The organism is Flavobacterium sp. (assembly GCF_004211145.1).
Lineage (GTDB): Bacteria > Bacteroidota > Bacteroidia > Flavobacteriales > Flavobacteriaceae > Flavobacterium.
In genome coordinates this window covers 12,892-29,179 of the sequence record NZ_SEBS01000043.1, presented here as the reverse complement: position 1 = coordinate 29,179, position 16,288 = coordinate 12,892, and the positions used below count along the sequence as shown (strand labels likewise).

17 protein-coding genes are annotated in these 16,288 nt (G+C 47.2%); 15 read left to right on the top strand and 2 right to left on the bottom strand.

Annotation, left to right across the window (positions count from 1 at the left end; genetic code table 11):
- The 10 genes from EOO50_RS15430 to EOO50_RS15385 all read left to right on the top strand — a co-directional run.
- The coding region (locus EOO50_RS15430) for a LytTR family DNA-binding domain-containing protein (protein WP_290841181.1) at positions 1–786 on the top strand (786 nt) is incomplete at its 5' end.
- Between the two features lie 327 nt (positions 787–1,113).
- Positions 1,114–2,325 (top strand): hypothetical protein, encoded by a 1,212-nt coding sequence (locus tag EOO50_RS15425; protein WP_290841180.1) that lies wholly within the window; start codon positions 1,114–1,116, stop codon positions 2,323–2,325.
- Positions 2,326–2,334: 9 nt separating this feature from the next.
- The gene (locus EOO50_RS15420; RefSeq protein WP_290841179.1) at positions 2,335–3,366 is read left to right on the top strand and encodes a T9SS type A sorting domain-containing protein; all 1,032 of its coding nucleotides are present in this window, start codon (positions 2,335–2,337) and stop codon (positions 3,364–3,366) included.
- 123 nt (positions 3,367–3,489) lie between these two features.
- Positions 3,490–4,107, top strand: coding sequence for a bifunctional nuclease family protein (locus EOO50_RS15415; RefSeq protein WP_290841178.1), 618 nt, complete (start codon positions 3,490–3,492; stop codon positions 4,105–4,107).
- A gap of 410 nt (positions 4,108–4,517) precedes the next feature.
- Positions 4,518–5,342 (top strand): thymidylate synthase, encoded by an 825-nt coding sequence (locus EOO50_RS15410; RefSeq protein ID WP_290841177.1) that lies wholly within the window; start codon positions 4,518–4,520, stop codon positions 5,340–5,342.
- A 1-nt stretch (position 5,343) separates the two neighbouring features.
- Positions 5,344–6,258, top strand: a complete 915-nt coding sequence (locus EOO50_RS15405; RefSeq protein ID WP_290841176.1) for an energy transducer TonB — start codon at positions 5,344–5,346, stop codon at positions 6,256–6,258.
- A gap of 97 nt (positions 6,259–6,355) precedes the next feature.
- Positions 6,356–6,763, top strand: coding sequence for a VOC family protein (locus EOO50_RS15400; protein ID WP_290841175.1), 408 nt, complete (start codon positions 6,356–6,358; stop codon positions 6,761–6,763).
- 22 nt (positions 6,764–6,785) lie between these two features.
- Positions 6,786–7,160 (top strand): DoxX family protein, encoded by a 375-nt coding sequence (locus tag EOO50_RS15395; protein WP_290841174.1) that lies wholly within the window; start codon positions 6,786–6,788, stop codon positions 7,158–7,160.
- Positions 7,160–7,369 (top strand): hypothetical protein, encoded by a 210-nt coding sequence (locus EOO50_RS15390; RefSeq protein ID WP_290841173.1) that lies wholly within the window; start codon positions 7,160–7,162, stop codon positions 7,367–7,369. Before EOO50_RS15395 ends, EOO50_RS15390 begins: the two co-directional genes overlap by 1 nt.
- 31 nt (positions 7,370–7,400) lie before the next feature.
- Entirely contained in the window at positions 7,401–7,784 is a 384-nt protein-coding gene (locus tag EOO50_RS15385; RefSeq protein WP_290841172.1) for a DoxX family protein, read from the top strand.
- A gap of 64 nt (positions 7,785–7,848) precedes the next feature.
- Here the strand turns inward: EOO50_RS15385 and EOO50_RS15380 are convergent, their stop codons facing one another.
- On the bottom strand, positions 7,849–8,145 hold the full coding sequence (locus EOO50_RS15380; protein WP_290841171.1) for an isoamylase early set domain-containing protein: 297 nt from the start codon (positions 8,143–8,145) through the stop codon (positions 7,849–7,851).
- A 243-nt stretch (positions 8,146–8,388) separates the two neighbouring features.
- Here EOO50_RS15380 and EOO50_RS15375 point away from each other — a divergent pair, with 243 nt between their 5' ends.
- The 3 genes from EOO50_RS15375 to EOO50_RS15365 all read left to right on the top strand — a co-directional run bounded on the left by EOO50_RS15375 (position 8,389) and on the right by EOO50_RS15365 (position 10,899).
- Positions 8,389–8,877 (top strand): dihydrofolate reductase, encoded by a 489-nt coding sequence (locus tag EOO50_RS15375; protein WP_290841170.1) that lies wholly within the window; start codon positions 8,389–8,391, stop codon positions 8,875–8,877.
- Between the two features lie 572 nt (positions 8,878–9,449).
- A complete protein-coding gene (gene ubiE, locus EOO50_RS15370; protein ID WP_290841169.1) occupies positions 9,450–10,187 on the top strand; it encodes a bifunctional demethylmenaquinone methyltransferase/2-methoxy-6-polyprenyl-1,4-benzoquinol methylase UbiE in 738 nt (245 codons plus the stop codon).
- Between the two features lies 1 nt (position 10,188).
- On the top strand, positions 10,189–10,899 hold the full coding sequence (locus EOO50_RS15365) for a porin family protein (protein ID WP_290841168.1): 711 nt from the start codon (positions 10,189–10,191) through the stop codon (positions 10,897–10,899).
- 800 nt (positions 10,900–11,699) lie between these two features.
- Here the strand turns inward: EOO50_RS15365 and EOO50_RS15360 are convergent.
- Positions 11,700–12,428, bottom strand: coding sequence for an RNA methyltransferase (locus EOO50_RS15360; protein WP_290841167.1), 729 nt, complete (start codon positions 12,426–12,428; stop codon positions 11,700–11,702).
- A 46-nt stretch (positions 12,429–12,474) separates the two neighbouring features.
- Between EOO50_RS15360 and EOO50_RS15355 the strand changes: the two genes are divergently transcribed.
- Together EOO50_RS15355 and fbaA are read left to right on the top strand one after the other, a co-directional pair.
- The gene (locus EOO50_RS15355) at positions 12,475–15,060 is read left to right on the top strand and encodes a BamA/TamA family outer membrane protein (RefSeq protein ID WP_290841166.1); all 2,586 of its coding nucleotides are present in this window, start codon (positions 12,475–12,477) and stop codon (positions 15,058–15,060) included.
- A gap of 47 nt (positions 15,061–15,107) precedes the next feature.
- Positions 15,108–16,175 carry a class II fructose-bisphosphate aldolase gene (gene fbaA / locus EOO50_RS15350; RefSeq protein ID WP_290841165.1) on the top strand — a complete coding sequence of 356 codons (1,068 nt, stop codon included), beginning with the start codon at positions 15,108–15,110 and terminating at the stop codon, positions 16,173–16,175.
- The last annotated feature ends 113 nt before the right edge of the window (positions 16,176–16,288 follow it).

Sequence of the window (16,288 nt, the reverse complement as noted above, 5' to 3'; positions counted from 1 at the left end):
TTGAAATCCCGTATCTTTACGAAAACTGAACCTGCCATGTTGAAAGCCGTAGTCATCGACGACATTGAAGCCATCCGAAAAGAAAACATCGCGATCATCAAATCCAGTTGCCCGAACGTGTCGGTCATCGGGCAGGCCGATTCGGTCGATTCGGGAGCGAAACTCATCAAGCAACTCGCGCCAGATTTGGTTTTTCTCGACGTGGAAATGCCCGACGGAACCGGATTTGACTTGCTGCAAAAACTCAAACCGATCAACTTTAAGGTAATTTTCATCACGGGTTTCGAGGATTTTGCGATAAAAGCATTCCGATTTTCGGCCATCGATTATCTTCTCAAACCACTTGACGCCGACGATTTGGTCGAAGCCGTCAAGAAAGCCGAAGATTCGCTGGGCAAGGACGTTTTCGATTTGAAACTCAACAATCTGTTCTCGAATTTGGAGCGTCCGAAAAACCTCCAGAAACTGATTTTGAAAACGTCCGACAAAATCTACTCGGTAAATATTCAGGACATCACGAACTGTGAATCCGATAAAAACTACACGACGTTCCATTTCGTAAACGCGCCAAAGCTCGTCGTTTCTACGAATTTAAAGGAATATGAACTTATGCTGTCGCCTTACAATTTCTTCCGCACACACCAATCACATTTGGTAAACATGGCATATTTCGACCATTACATAAAGGCTGAAGGCGGCAATCGGATCGTGCTCAAAAACAAACAGATCATTCCGCTGTCGGTTCGAAAAAAGGAAGAATTTCTCGTGCTTCTTGAGAATATGTGATTTAGAAATGGATTTGCAGATTACAGATTTGCAGATTGTAGATTGTAGATTACAGACTTGCAGATTACAGACTTGCAGATTTACGGAATGGTTGGAACAGAACGACTCGGCAATCTCGTTAACGTTAAGTCCATCAATCTGACAAACCTTCAGATTTAATAAAATCCCAAAACGAATTTCCCCGAAAACTTTGCGAATTTCCTGCAAACGGAACCGCTTGTTCATTGGTCAAAATCCGAAACTTTTTTAGGGTTAACCTTGCAGCGCAAACGACATTTCCAAACATCGGCATCACTCATAATTAAACTTCAATAATCAATTAATCTAATGAAAAGACAATTATTCTTCACGGCAATTGCAGGCTTGTTTACCACGATGGCGTCGGCCGCCGACCTGATCGTACGCGATGGCGGTGCCGATGGCGCGTTTTCTACAATCAGTGCGGCTATTTCACAAGCTAGTGACGGCGATCGCATCATCATCCGCCCGAAAGTCGGCAACCTTCCGTACCAGGAAAATATTTTGGTCAACAAATCGCTTACGTTCGTTTCGGAAATCCAGGGTGATCAGTACGAAATCAACGGAAGTTTCACGATCCAAACCATGGAAAACCGAACGGTCACGATCCACGACGCGAACATCGTGAACGGGAACGACTTGTTGCTTTCAGGCACATTCACGGGCGACAGAATGACGGTGAACGTAATGAATTGCGCGGTCGCCGACGAGATCAAACTCGACACTCCGGGCGTTACGGCCAACATTTACGGATCTACCGCAGTTTATATCAACATGGTGCACGGGAAAGCGATCGCCAACCAAAGCCGTAGAATTTATGTTCTTGACGACACGTATCCGATGCCTGCCGAAAGCGACATTTACCTCATCGCGAACAAAGTGATTTTCCCGGCAACGGGAAGTTATGTAGGCTCAACGGTCAGCATTTCTTCGAGCCAATATACCTTCCATGTCTACAACAACTTTATCCAAAATAGTCTGGGCGGCCCGGCAATCGCAGTTCCGACGGCAAAAACCGGAGCGACCAACGACATTATGAACAATTTCGTTTATGCGAACATCAGCCCAAACGGCAACATCGTGAACCTCGGTGCGACTCAGGTATGCACCATCAATGTTCTTAATAACGCGTTCGACGCAGGAAATTATCAGTACTTGGTGGTTGCGTCTGCTGCGCCTTATGTCGTGGTTCAGTACAACGTCATGGACTCTTCGTCAAGTAACCAGTTCCAGTTGAACGGTGTCGATGTGGGCACAAACAACACCAACGGAAACTATGGCCTTACAAGTGATGGTGTCGTTACCGGAACAGTCTTGACGAATGCCGGAAATCCTGACGGTTCTTATGCCGACCTCGATTTGAGCATTAATGATGTTGGCGTTCACGGCGGATCTTACGCCTGGGCAAATTACTGGACAGGCCAAACGGCAAAACCGCACGTGTTTTTCCTCGACACGCCGCGCCGCGTATTCAACGGAACGACTGCGATCTTCGCATCGGGTGAAGCGGTAACGAAATAATTGTATCCGATGATGAACAACAAAATCAGATACACGTTATTGTCGCTGTGTTTCGGCTTTGGAGCTTTGGCACAGACGACGATCGCGCAGGCCGAATATTTTTGGGACACCGATCCCGGACAAGGAAACGCGAGCGCGCTTTTTGCTAACGACCAGGTTTTCAACTCGGCGCTGGAAGGTTTCAACGAAAGCGGAATTCCATTGCCGACGACGGGCGGACTGCACACGTTCAATGTTCGCGTGAAAGCATCGGACGGACAATGGGGCCCGATCCACAAACAGGTCGTCGCTTTGCCTACCGTGGCGGCGGTCATCACGCTTGCGGAAGCCGAATATTTCTGGGATGTCGATCCCGGACAAGGAAATGGTTCGGATTTTTCGAGTGCCGATGGAACGTTCAACGCCACTCTTGAAAACATCGAACAAAGCTCGATCGCGCTTCCACAAGGAAACGGATTGCACAAATTTTGTGTGCGCGTCAAAGATTCGAACGGCATTTGGGGACCGACCCACACGCAGATCGTTTACCGCGACAACGCACTCTTGGCAAACGCGGCCGTAACGACGATCGCACAAGCTGAATATTTTTGGGACAACGATCCCGGACAAGGCGGCGGCACGACATTTCCCGCCGAAGACCAGAACTTCGACGCGTCGATCGAAAAAATACTGCAAAGCGGAATACCGATCGCGCAACCTGTAGGCCTTCACGTGTTCAATGCGCGCGTAAAGGACAACTTCGGGGTTTGGGGTCCGGTTCACAAACAGGTGATTTACATTGAGACGACGTTGGCATCGGAACACTTCGACGCTTCAAAATTGATCGTGTATCCGAATCCTGTGAAAGACGTGCTTAACGTCGGGTCGGATCAGGAAATTACGTCGGTGGCCATCTACAATGTGCTCGGACAGCAAGTGATTCTCAAGTCGATTCGCGCTACGAACGGACAAATCGATGTTTCAGGCCTTCGACAAGGCACGTATGTCGTGAAAGTGACGTCGGCCCAAAAAACGAAAACAATAAAAGTAGTTAAGGAGTAATTTTTTTTAGTAGGATGAAAGCGCGGGTTACGGCTCGCGCTTTTTTTATTTGTACCGATTTGCCGTACTATTCATTTCGAAGGAATTCCTTGCAAAATCAAAACGCAATCGTATTTTTGCACCATGAGTTTAGTAAAGCTAACAATAAAAGGAATCTCATACAGCCAAACCCAAAACGGCGCGTATGCCTTGATTTTAAATGAAGCCGACGGTGACCGCAAACTCCCAATCGTAATCGGTGCGTTCGAAGCACAGTCGATTGCGATTGCACTCGAGAAGGAAATCCGCCCGCCTCGCCCACTGACTCACGACTTATTCAAGAATTTCGCCGACCGTTTCGACATTGTCGTCAAACAAGTCATCATCCACAAATTGGTCGACGGCGTTTTTTATTCGAGCATCATCTGCGAACGCGATAAGATCGAGGAAATCGTCGATGCGAGAACGTCCGACGCGATCGCTCTTGCGCTGCGTTTCAACGCTCCGATCTTCACGTATAAGAACATTCTCGACAAGGCCGGAATCTACCTCAAAGCGTCACCTGAAGGCGAAAAGGAAAACGACGACGTGCTCTCGGCGCCTGAGACTTTCGGCGTGAGCGAAGAATCGAACCAATCGGGCGAAACCTATACCAAACACACGCTCGCCGAACTCAACGAATTGCTTGAAGGTGCGGTGAACGATGAGGATTATGAGAAGGCGGCGAAGATTAGGGATGAGATTTCGAGAAGGGAATCTTGATTTGAGTGCCTGAGTGCCTGAGTGCCTGAGTGCCTGAGTGCCTGAGTGCCTGAGTAAAAAAATAAAAACCTCGCCTCCAAAAAAAAGCGAAGCATTTAATTTCCTGTCCTTTTTTTTCAACCGAAAAACAGTGAAAATTTGCGTCTTTGTGACTTTGTGCCTTCGTGCCTTCGTGGCAAAAAAAACCTGCAATACACAATCCAAGTTTCAACCAAAACTATAAACAATTCCTGTTCATTACTTTTTACACGAAAGCCACAGCTTTTGCGTGCAATATTTTACTTTTATCGCCACAGTTTTATTCGTGAATTGGACCGAAGTTTTCCTCAGAAGACATCAAGTCGCCCGACGCCAAAGGCCGAATGAGCGACGCCAAATAAACGAATCGACACATAAACGAATCAATAACAATGAAACAATATCACGACCTCGTAAACCACGTCCTCACCAACGGCGTCCAAAAAGGCGACCGCACGGGAACCGGAACCAAAAGCGTTTTCGGTTATCAGATGCGTTTTGATTTATCGGAAGGTTTTCCGATGGTAACGACCAAGAAACTGCACTTGAAGTCGATCGTTTATGAATTGTTGTGGTTTTTGAAAGGCGATACGAACATCGAATATTTAAAGGAAAATGGCGTCAAGATCTGGGACGAATGGGCCGATCCGAACGGTGATCTCGGACCGGTTTACGGTTACCAATGGAGAAACTGGAACGGGGACGAAATCGACCAGATCACCGAACTCATCGAGACGTTGAAGAAGAACCCGAACAGCCGCAGAATGTTGGTTTCAGCCTGGAATCCGTCGGTTTTGCCCGATACGTCGGTGTCTTTTGAGGAAAACGTCGCGAATGGAAAAGCCGCGCTTCCGCCCTGTCACGCATTTTTCCAATTTTATGTAGCCGAGGGAAAACTGTCGTGCCAATTGTACCAACGCAGTGCCGACATCTTCCTGGGCGTTCCGTTCAACATCGCATCGTACGCGCTTTTCACGATGATGGTCGCTCAGGTCGTCGGGCTTGAAGCCGGCGAATTCATCCATACTTTTGGGGACGCGCACATTTACAACAACCATTTCGAGCAATTGGAATTGCAGTTGTCACGCGAGCCGAGACCGCTTCCCAAGATGGTCCTGAATCCTGAAATCAAGGACATTTTCGATTTCACGTTCGAGGATTTCACGTTGGTCGATTACGATCCGCATCCGCATATCAAAGGTGTCGTCGCGGTTTAACATGAAACACATTTTCGGGGTATTTGCGCTGCTTCTTTGCCTGTCCGCTTTCGGCCAGGATAACCTCGCGTATTTCGACGAACAGATGCGTCCCGCCGATGCATCGGGATATTTCTACAAGCGCCTGATTTCGGCTACCGATACCGTCGGGCGTTATTCGGTGCAAGTGTACGATCGCAACGGTAATCTCGCGGTTGAAGGCTTTTCCTCGATTGCCGAATATCCGAAATTCGAAGGAAAAGTCACCGAATATTTTCCATCGGGCAAGATCAAAAGCGAAAAACGATATACCGACGGTCAAATCTTGGGCGCAATGACCGAATGGTATGAAAACGGCCAGAAGAAAAGCGTCGTCGAACATCTTCTTTCGATCGGCGTGCCTCAAATGCTGATACACGATTTCTGGAAGGAAAACGGCGAACAGACCGTGGTGAACGGCAACGGCCACTTCTATAACGAGGGCGATTTTTCGTCAGAAGAAGGATCGGTAAAAAATTCAAGGTACGACGGCGTCATAATCGGTCGCTCCAAAACCTCGCCGTACACGTATGAGGAAACCTATGTCGAAGGAAAGTTCCTAAAAGGGAAAAGCACCGGCGCCGACGGAACGCGCGAATACGACATCCTCGAGCAAAAACCCGAATTCGAAGGCGGCACAACGGAATTCTACAAATATATCGGCAGCAATTACCGATTGCCGAGGCGTTACTCGGAATCGGGGCGCATCGTGATCAGTTTCGTCGTGGAAAAAGACGGCAGCCTTTCAGACATAAAACTCATGAAAGGACTTTCAGAAAAACTGGACCAAGAAGCCTTGAGAGTCGTCGCAGATTCCCCGAAATGGCGTCCGGCAATGCAACGCGGTCGTGTCGTGCGCTGCGCCTTCAGCCTTCCGATCGTGATCCCGAAGCCGTAAGGACTGTCGCAATCAACCCTTAACAACGTCGCTTTTACACATCTCGCGCAACGATTTGGCTGCGTAACTTTGGCATATAACAAATAATCAAAGTAGTATGCCAACGAAAATCTTTGTAAACCTTCACGTAAAAGAATTGAAGCGATCGGTTGAATTCTTTACCAAAGTCGGATACACGTTCAACGAACAATTTACCGACGAAAACGCGACCTGCATGGTCATCAGCGACACGATATACGTAATGTTGCTTATTGAGCCGTTCTTCGAGAGTTTCAGCGACCGAAAAGTCTGCGACACCTCAAAATACATGGAAGCCAACATCGCGCTTGATTGCGAGAATCGCCGCGAGGTCGACGAAATGGTTGCGAAAGCGGTTGCTGCGGGCGCCACGACTCCGGTTCCGCCACAAGATCACGGTTTCATGTACGAATATGGATTTACGGATCTCGACGGTCACGCCTGGTCGTATTTTTACATGGACATGAGCGCGGTGCCGCAGCAATAAAGATCAACCTAAAACACATACCATGAAAAAGCACAAGATTATTTTCTGGGTCACGACCTCGCTTATCTTTTTGTTCGAGGGCGTGATGCCGGCACTTTTTTCACAATCGGACGAGGCGAAACAAGGCATCAGGCATTTGGGTTATCCCGATTATTTCGGCTCGGCCTTGGTCGTCTTTAAAATTTTGGGCTGCATTGTCTTGATCGTCCCGAAATTTCCGAAGCGAATCAAGGAATGGGCGTACGCGGGATTCGGATTCGATTTCATCTTCGCATCGATCAGTTATTTCTGCGTGGAAGGCGCCGTGTTTTTCGCGTTCTTCCCGTTGATCTGGCTCGTGATCCTCGCGCTCTCGTACAACAGTTACCATAAGTTGAATCCTGAAACCGTTTCGTAGTGGTCGAAGTTTTCAGGACGAACGTCGATTGTCGCACAAACGCGCACGACATGATCTTGCGACTGCTTTCGCTCCATCCGAACAGCGGTATTACGTTCGATCTTGAAGATTGCGACAGGATTTTACGCATCGAAAACGCGACTCTCGACTGCGGCCAAATAATATCATTGATGGAAGCGCACGGATTTTCGTGCGAAATTTTATCGTAATTTCGGATCACTATAACCAAAAATCTACGACATGAGAATCCTAACCATCATCATCCGAACGCTAGTAGGGCTGCTGCTTTTGTTCGCTTCGATCAGCTATTTCTTTGATTTGGTCCCGCAACCCGATCCGTCGACCTTACCTGACGGCATCCAAAAATGGGGAGCCGGAGCCGCCGCAACCGTGTATTTGATGCCGCTCGTTAAAGGGGTCGAACTTTTTTGCGGGTTGCTGTTCGTGTCGAGTTTCTACACGGCGCTCGCCGCTATCATCATTTTGCCGATTTCGATCAACGCGTTTTTGATCCATGCTTTTCTCGATCAGAAAAACATTGGAATGGCTGCATTTCTGCTTGTGGCGAACCTGTATTTGATTTATACGAACCGCGACAAATATGCGCCCATGTTCGTGAAATAACCGAACCGAATGAAAATAAAAAAATCGCCCTTTCGAGGCGATTTTTTATTTGAGTGGTATTTGACTACGTATTAAGGACGCTGTTTTCGGCTCCTGCGAAATCGTTCCAACGGCTGCCATCGGCTTCCGCTTCGTTTGCGTATTCTCCGTCAACGATGTATTTGAATTCAAACGACGAATCTTTCGGAAGTTCGAAAACACCTTTGAAAGTTCCGTTTTTTTGCTTTTCCAATTTACCTGCTTCCGCGTCCCATGCATTGAAATCTCCTACTACTGAAGCGGTTTGTGCCTCTTTGGCGGTTACTGAAAATGTCACCTTTCCAACCGGCTTTGTCTTCGTAAATTGTTTTTTGATCGCCATAACTATTTCATTTTAAGAATTATGGCACAAAGGAACGGCTTTTCAAGATATGTTGCGAATCACATTGTAAGATTTACAATAATTTTAGAAAATCGTTGCTTTTAAATTCATTTTCTTAATCTATCTGCATATTTCTTTTACATCAAAAATCAGAAAACGTTTTCATAATCCATTATTGTCAAGATTGACTTTCGGGATTTTGGATGGAAAAAGTATCTTTATGGCACAAAATCAGCCTTTAACATGATTATACTCATCGCCGCCGCCGCACAAAACAATGCGTTAGGAAAAGACAACGATCTGCTCTGGCATTTGCCCGACGATTTCAAGCGGTTCAAACAACTCACGAGCCATCATTACATCATCATGGGCCGCAAGACGTTCGAAAGTTTCCCGAAACCGCTCCCGAACCGGACGCATGTCGTGATCACGCGTCAAAAAGAGTACGATCCTGAAGGCTGCATCGTCGTCGGGAGTTTAGACGAAGCGTTGAAAACCGTTCCGAGTGGCGAAGATGTTTACGTTATCGGTGGTGGCGAAATCTACGCGCTGTCATTGCCGTTCGCCGATGTGATCGAACTTACGCGCGTCCACGAATCGTTCGCAGCCGACGCGTTCTTTCCTGATTTCGATAAGAATGAGTGGAGACTCGAAGCGTCGGAATATCATCCGAAAGACGAAAGACACAAGTTCGATTTCACATACGAGACTTACGTTCGGAACAACACATAAAAAAAACATCCGCCCAAAAAGCAGATGTCTTTACCCGTGAATTACGTTATCGAGAACTATTTCTAATCCTGAAACAAGATCTGGTAACTTAATATGAATACCGCTATTGCCAAACTCACACCCGTAAGCAGAAGAATGACGTTGGCGGATTTCTGAGAGAACCTCTCAAAAAATGCCTTAATACCAAATACCACAAAGATACTAAGGACAAAAAAAACTAAAATTTCCAAAAACAAATTTAACCCTAAGAACGTGTTTGTGGCCTGTCCACCAGAGATTGGGAGACGAAAGCCGTTATTCAGTCTGTCTACTAAAACTAAAGAAATCACCAGTGAAAGGCTCATCCATTTAAGTTCGGTTAAAAAAGTTCTTGATAACATAGTAATCCATCGGTTTGATACTTGTAAAATTCCACATTATATAAAAGCTACACAATACCGTAATTTGGGTAAATTTCAAGCATCCCTGAAACTAGGTATGTTTAAGGAAACATCTTACTAAAATGCGTTTGGAATAAGTACATGAAAACCGTAACGGTCATTAATTCGTTTGTACTATCTTTGCCCGCAGATATGGAACAATCACGTAAAGTCACGCCCTATAAAGATTCTGACCTCGGAAAAAAGGAACAGGTCACGCGCATGTTCGACAACATTTCAGGAAATTACGACGGGCTGAACCGCGTGATTTCATTTGGGATCGACAGGAGCTGGCGCAAAAAAGTGCTTGCCCTGGTCGCAGAAACAAGACCTGAAGACATCCTCGACATCGCTACGGGAACGGGCGATCTCGCTATCTTAATGGCCGAAACGAGGGCGATCCAAATCGTCGGCCTTGATCTGTCGGAAGGAATGCTCGAGGTCGGTCGCAAAAAAATCGCCGACAGAAATCTCGAAAAACGCATCAAATTGATCCAGGGCGACTCTGAAAACCTACCGTTCGACGACCATACGTTCGACGCGGTCACGGTCAGCTTCGGCATCCGGAATTTCGAAACACTTGAAAAAGGTCTCGAAGAAATATTGCGCGTCATGCGGCCCGGCGGAATTTTAGTGATACTTGAAACATCGAATCCCGAAAAATTTCCGTTCAAGCAAGGCTATCGTTTTTACAACAAGTATATTTTGCCGCTTATCGGGAAGCTGTTCTCGAAAGACAATTCGGCTTACGGTTATCTGTCGGAATCGGCATCCGTTTTTCCATACGGTGAGGAATTGAACAATATTTTGCGTAAAATTGGGTTTATAGACGTGGAAGCGCTGCCCCAAACCTTTGGCGTCGCTACCATTTATGTAGGTTTCAAAAATTAGCATGAGAAAGACCGTAGCCTTACTTTTCGTATTGTTCGCCATACAAATCCACGCCCAGGGACCGACCGGAATTTTCGGGACCGACCCGATCGTGAACCTTGAAAATTTCGATAAACAACGCGTACACTGGGGATATTTCCTCGGGTTCAACAGTTATGATTTCAAGTTCGAATTCAAGGATCCGAACCAGAGCATCCAAACCACACGCACGACAGGTTTCAACGTCGGGCTCATCGGCGATTTGCGACTGCACGAATATTTCGACTTGCGTTTCGAACCGGGATTGTATTACACCCAACGCGATCTGCATTTCTCAGGTTTCGCAGCCGACGACGAAATAAATTCGCTTCGTGAAGTGCGCTCCACGTACATACATTTTCCGCTTTTGCTCAAATTTTCGGCGTTGCGGACAGGAAACGTCCGGCCTTATTTGGTTGGCGGAGGTTCAGCCACGCTCAACCTTTCGAGCAACTTCAAATCGATGGACGATAACCAGCAGCAACGGTTCCGAATGAAACAGTGGACGACGAACTACGAAGTCGGTTTCGGGATTGACCTTTACTTTGAGTACTTCAAATTCTCGCCCTCGGTCAGAGGTGTTTTCGGGTTAAGCGACGAAGTGATCCGCGATGCCGACCCGAACAGTCCTTGGACGGGGAATATTGCGAGTATGAAGACGAGGGCGGTTTTGATTAATTTTACTTTTCATTAAAAGCTTCGCTTTTAATTCGTTTTCGATCGCGGGATATATTTTTTGCTTCGCAAAATAAATTTTCGTCGAGTGACGTGTCTGCTTCGCAGATGTTGCTTGTGTCGCTTGCAGCGGGCCTTCTTTTGCCTGGCCGCAAAAGAAGCAAAAAGGCCTAGCGCCAAGTCTCTCGGCGACCCGACAGGCGCGAAAATCCTACGCGGCTGGTCGCGCATGCGCGATTAACAGCCGCGCTTAACGGATTGTTCGCGTCGCCGGGTGCCCGCCTGCAAGACTAAACGGCGCAACTAATTGGAAGCATTTATTGACATTTGCGCCGCTGCGCTCTGCAAATGCGCTTTCAAATGGACGTTTCGGATAGCCTTTGGCGGGCGTTTAGCGGCGAACTTTCTCCGGAGAAAAGACGAAATCAGTACCTAACACTTTCTCCGGAGGCGATTTTGCAAAGCGCAGCGGAGCAAAATCACAAATAAAAACTTCCGATTAGTTGGGCGACATTGTAAAATCGGGCGTAAAAAATCACGTGAAGAATCCGTTAAGAGCGACAACCAAGGAACGGTAACAAAGACGCGCGTTAAAAAGCGAAAGACGACAAGGTATTGAAAAATGGCTTTGTCGCTCCGGATTCAAGCGTAGATTTTTAGCCAGATTTTACCGTCGCGCGGCCTTTTTGCTTCTTTTGCGGCCAGGCAAAAGAAGGCCAGCTGCAAGCAACGAAAGAGAATTAAGTCTGCGAAGCAGACACGCCGCTCGCAGTAGATCTATTCGCGAAGCGAAAAGAAACAACTTCGCAAGGCGAAAAATTAAGCTCCGCGCCTAAACTCACTCAAAACCACCGCAGTCGCCGTCGCCACATTCAAACTCTCCGTTTCGCGAATCTCCCCAAACTGCGGAATCGCGATGCGGCTCGTGACGAATTTTTCAACTTCAGCCGAAATCCCGTTCGCTTCATTGCCCATGATAATAACTCCATCGGTCGGAAGTTTTTCAGAATAGATGTTTTTTCCGTCCATGAAAGTTCCGAAAACCGGAAGTTTGATTTTCGACAGGAATTTAGTTAAATCCAAGTAGGAAACGTTTACTCTCGCCAACGATCCCATCGTCGCCTGCACGACTTTCGGATTGTATAAATCGGCGGTTTCATTGGAGCAGACCACTTGTCTGACGCCGAACCAATCGCACAAACGCAGGATCGTGCCTAAGTTTCCGGGATCGCGTATGTCGTCGAGCGCAACGATCAATCCGGATTCATCGATCGGTTTTTCGTCGGGAATCCTGAAAACGGCAAGACAGTTGTTGGCCGTCGTGAGCGCGCTCATTTTCTTGAGGTCGGCTTGTGTTGCGGTCGTTTTCTTGTCGGGCGAAACCTTGGGGAATAACGGTTCGGTCTCAAAAAGATGCTCGAGTTCGAACTGCGATTTTAGCAACTCACCAATTACCTTGATGCCTTCGGCAATGAACAAGCCCTCGCGCTCGCGGTACTTTTTTTGGTGCAGCCCCGTTATTAGTTTTATTTGGTTTTTACTAACCATGGAAATAGATTACTTTTGAATTAAATTAGACAATTCGCCCTGCCCGTTGAAAAGCCTGTCAGCAAAAATAGCATTATTTATCGTTAGCGGATTGCTGCTTTCGGCCTGCGACACGGTAAGACGCGTCCCGGCTTCGAAAAAACTGCTTACCAAGAACGAATTCACGGTGAACGGCAAGAAGCAAAACACCGAGGAACTCGAAAACCTCATGTATCAAAAACCCAATTCGAACTTGTTGGGTTATCGACTGCGACTCAATCTCTACAATCTCGCGAACCCGAATCCCGATTCGACCTACAAAGCGAAATTCATCAACAAGCCCGGCAAATACGAACGTTTATCGAAATTGCTTTCAAAGAAACAAGTCGATCGTCTGGGCAAATCGTTTTACTATTACGGCATTCATAATACGTTGAAACGCGTCGGCGAAGCGCCCGTGATCATTGATACGAACAGCATCCGAAAGTCGCGTTTAAGGCTTCAGGGTTTTTATTTCAACAAGGGTTTTTTCAATGTGAAAGTGTCGTCGGCTATCGATTCGACGGCTCCCAAGAAAGCCAAGATGATGTATACTGTCGACACGGGAAAACCGTACATTCTCGATTCGCTGCAGCAAAGCATCACGACGCCGGTTCTCGATTCGCTGTTCCAGGCAAACAAGGACAAGACGTTTTTGGTTAGCGGAAAGCAGTTCAACAGCATGGATTTCGACGCCGAAAAAGCGCGCGTCACGTCGAACTACCGCAACAACGGCATCTACCATTTCCAACAGAATTACGTGAAATTCGACATCGATACCGTTGACACGGGCTACAAGGCGCACAGCAACATGATCATCGAAGACTACAGTTTCCGCGAGAACGATTCGACCAAGACGATGCCGTTCAAGCAGTATAAGATCAGCGAGGTCAACATTTACACCGACGCGACTTCAGGCAAGATCAAACCCGCAGTGAAAGACAGCGTCACGTACAACGGTTTCAATTTGTATGCGACCGACAAACTTAAATATCGCCCGAAAGCCATTACCGACGCGGTTTTCATCAACAAAGGAAACTTGTTCGCCGATTTCCGGACGACGTTGACTTCGCGCTACCTGAGTAATTTGCGCGTGTTCAATTATCCCTCGATACAGTATGAGATCGATTCTCGCGACACGCTCGGGAAATCGTTGATCGCCAATATTTATTTGGTTCCGAGGAAGAAATACAGCTTCGGATACAGTATCGACGTCACGCATTCGAACATTCAGGATTTCGGGATACAGGGAACGACTTCGTTTACGATCCGAAACGTGTTCAACGGAGCGGAAACGCTCGAGATTTCGGCCCGTGGCAACATCGGATCTTCAAAAGATTTAGCGAATCCGAACGATACGTTCTTCAACGTTTCCGAATACGGAGCCGACATGAAACTCAGTTTTCCGCGCGTTTTGCTGCCGATAAACACTGAAAAGATCATCCCCAAAAACATGATCCCGATCACAACCTTCAGTTTGGGTTATGCCAAGCAACAGAATATCGGGCTTGACAAGGAAAATTTCACGGGAACGTACACGTACAGTTGGACGCCTAAACGTTTTTATACGGCGAGGCTTGACGTGCTCAACATTCAATATGTGAAAAATTTGAACGTCGAGAATTATTTTAACGTGTACACGTCGTCGTATTCGGCGTTGAATGAAATTGCAAAAGAATATTTAGACCCGACTGACCAAACGTATTTCAACGAAAACGGAAATCTGAGGATTAATGCCGACAACAATGTCGGGCTTCCGTCGGGAACACAAACTTTTCTGGATACGGCGCTCGGTGAAAGCGATGCGATTCCGTTGACCGCGGCCGATTTGAGAACCGTCCGCAGCATAAACGAACGCAAAAACCGACTCACCGAAAACAACCTTATCGTCGCCTCGAACTTCAGCTATTCACGCACGACGAAAACCGATTTGCAGGACAATGATTTTTACGCGTTCCGAACCAAGATCGAATCGGCCGGAAATTTATTGTCGCTGATCGCGCGCGCGTCGAAACAACTCGAGAACCAAAACGGCAACAACACGATTTTCGACATCGAATATTCACAGTATATAAAAGGTGAATTCGAATACATAAAACATTGGGATCTGAGCCGCAAGAAAGTATTGGCGATGCGCGCATTTGCCGGAATGGCGGTTCCGTATGGAAATTCGACGAGCGTTCCGTTCTCCCGAAGCTACTTCGCGGGCGGATCGAACGACAATCGCGGTTGGCAGTCGTACAGCCTCGGACCGGGTTCTTCGGGCGGAATAAACGATTTCAACGAGGCGAACATGAAACTCGCGTACAGCGCCGAATTGCGATTCAATTTGTTCGGGGATTTGCACAGCGCGGTTTTCGTCGATGTCGGAAACATTTGGAACGTGCTTGACAATGTCGAGGACGAACGCTATACGTTTACAGGCTTGAAATCGCTTGAGGATATTGCCGTCGGCTCGGGATTCGGCTTGCGATATGACTTCAACTTTTTCGTGGTACGGCTCGACACCGGCTTTAAAACCTACGATCCGGCGATATACGAAGGCAGCCGTTGGTTCCGCAATTACAATTTCGCGAACGCCGTACTAAATATCGGAATCAATTACCCTTTCTAATTTCAGAAATTGTTATTTTTGTAACCTTTAATTCAAAACAAACCAACATGGCCCATAATATCAAGCCCGGTGTGGCAACCGGCGACCAGGTTCAGGAAATCTTCCAACTTGCCAAAGAAAAAGGATTCGCGCTTCCGGCGGTAAACGTTACAGGTTCAAGCACTATCAACGGTGTTTTGGAAACGGCTGCGAAACTAAAGGCTCCGGTCATCATCCAGTTTTCTAACGGCGGTGCGGCGTTCAACGCTGGAAAAGGATTCCCTAACCAAGGTCAAAGTGCCGCAATTGCGGGTGCGATCGCTGGTGCGAAACACATCCATACATTGGCCGAGGCTTACGGAGCTACCGTGATTCTGCACACCGACCACTGCGCGAAAAAATTATTGCCTTGGATCGACGGATTGCTCGACGCGAGTGAAAAACACTTCGCCGAAACGGGAAAACCGTTGTTCTCATCGCACATGCTTGACCTTAGCGAAGAACCGATGCACGAAAACATCGAGATCTGCAAAACCTATTTGGAGCGCATGAGCAAAATGGGCATGACGATCGAAATCGAGCTTGGCATCACGGGCGGTGAAGAAGACGGCGTTGACAATTCAGGTGTCGATCATTCGGAATTGTACTCGACTCCTGAAGATGTCGATTACGCATACACCGAATTGTTGAAAGTAAGCCCGCGTTTCACGATTGCAGCTGCGTTCGGAAACGTTCACGGCGTCTACAAGCCAGGAAACGTAAAATTGACTCCGACGATCCTTCGCGATTCTCAGGAATACATCCAGGAGAAACACAATACAGGCAAGAATCCGGTTGATTTCGTCTTCCACGGCGGATCGGGATCGACTGCCGAAGAAATCAAGGAAGCGATCGGCTACGGCGTGATCAAGATGAACATCGATACGGATTTGCAGTTCGCGTTCACTGAAGGCATCCGCGATTATATGGTCGACAACATCGATTACCTCAGGACACAAATCGGAAACCCGACCGGAGACGAATCGCCTAACAAGAAATACTACGATCCACGCAAATGGATCCGCGAAGGAGAAGTTACTTTCAACACGCGTCTTGAGCAGGCTTTCGCCGATTTGAACAACGTAAATACATTATAGTGGTGAGTTTTGAGTATTGAGTATTGAGTTTACGCTCTGCTTACGACTCGACTCATTGCCATGCTATTAATCGGACAAAAGTTATGATTATTTACACAAAGACTCATAACTCA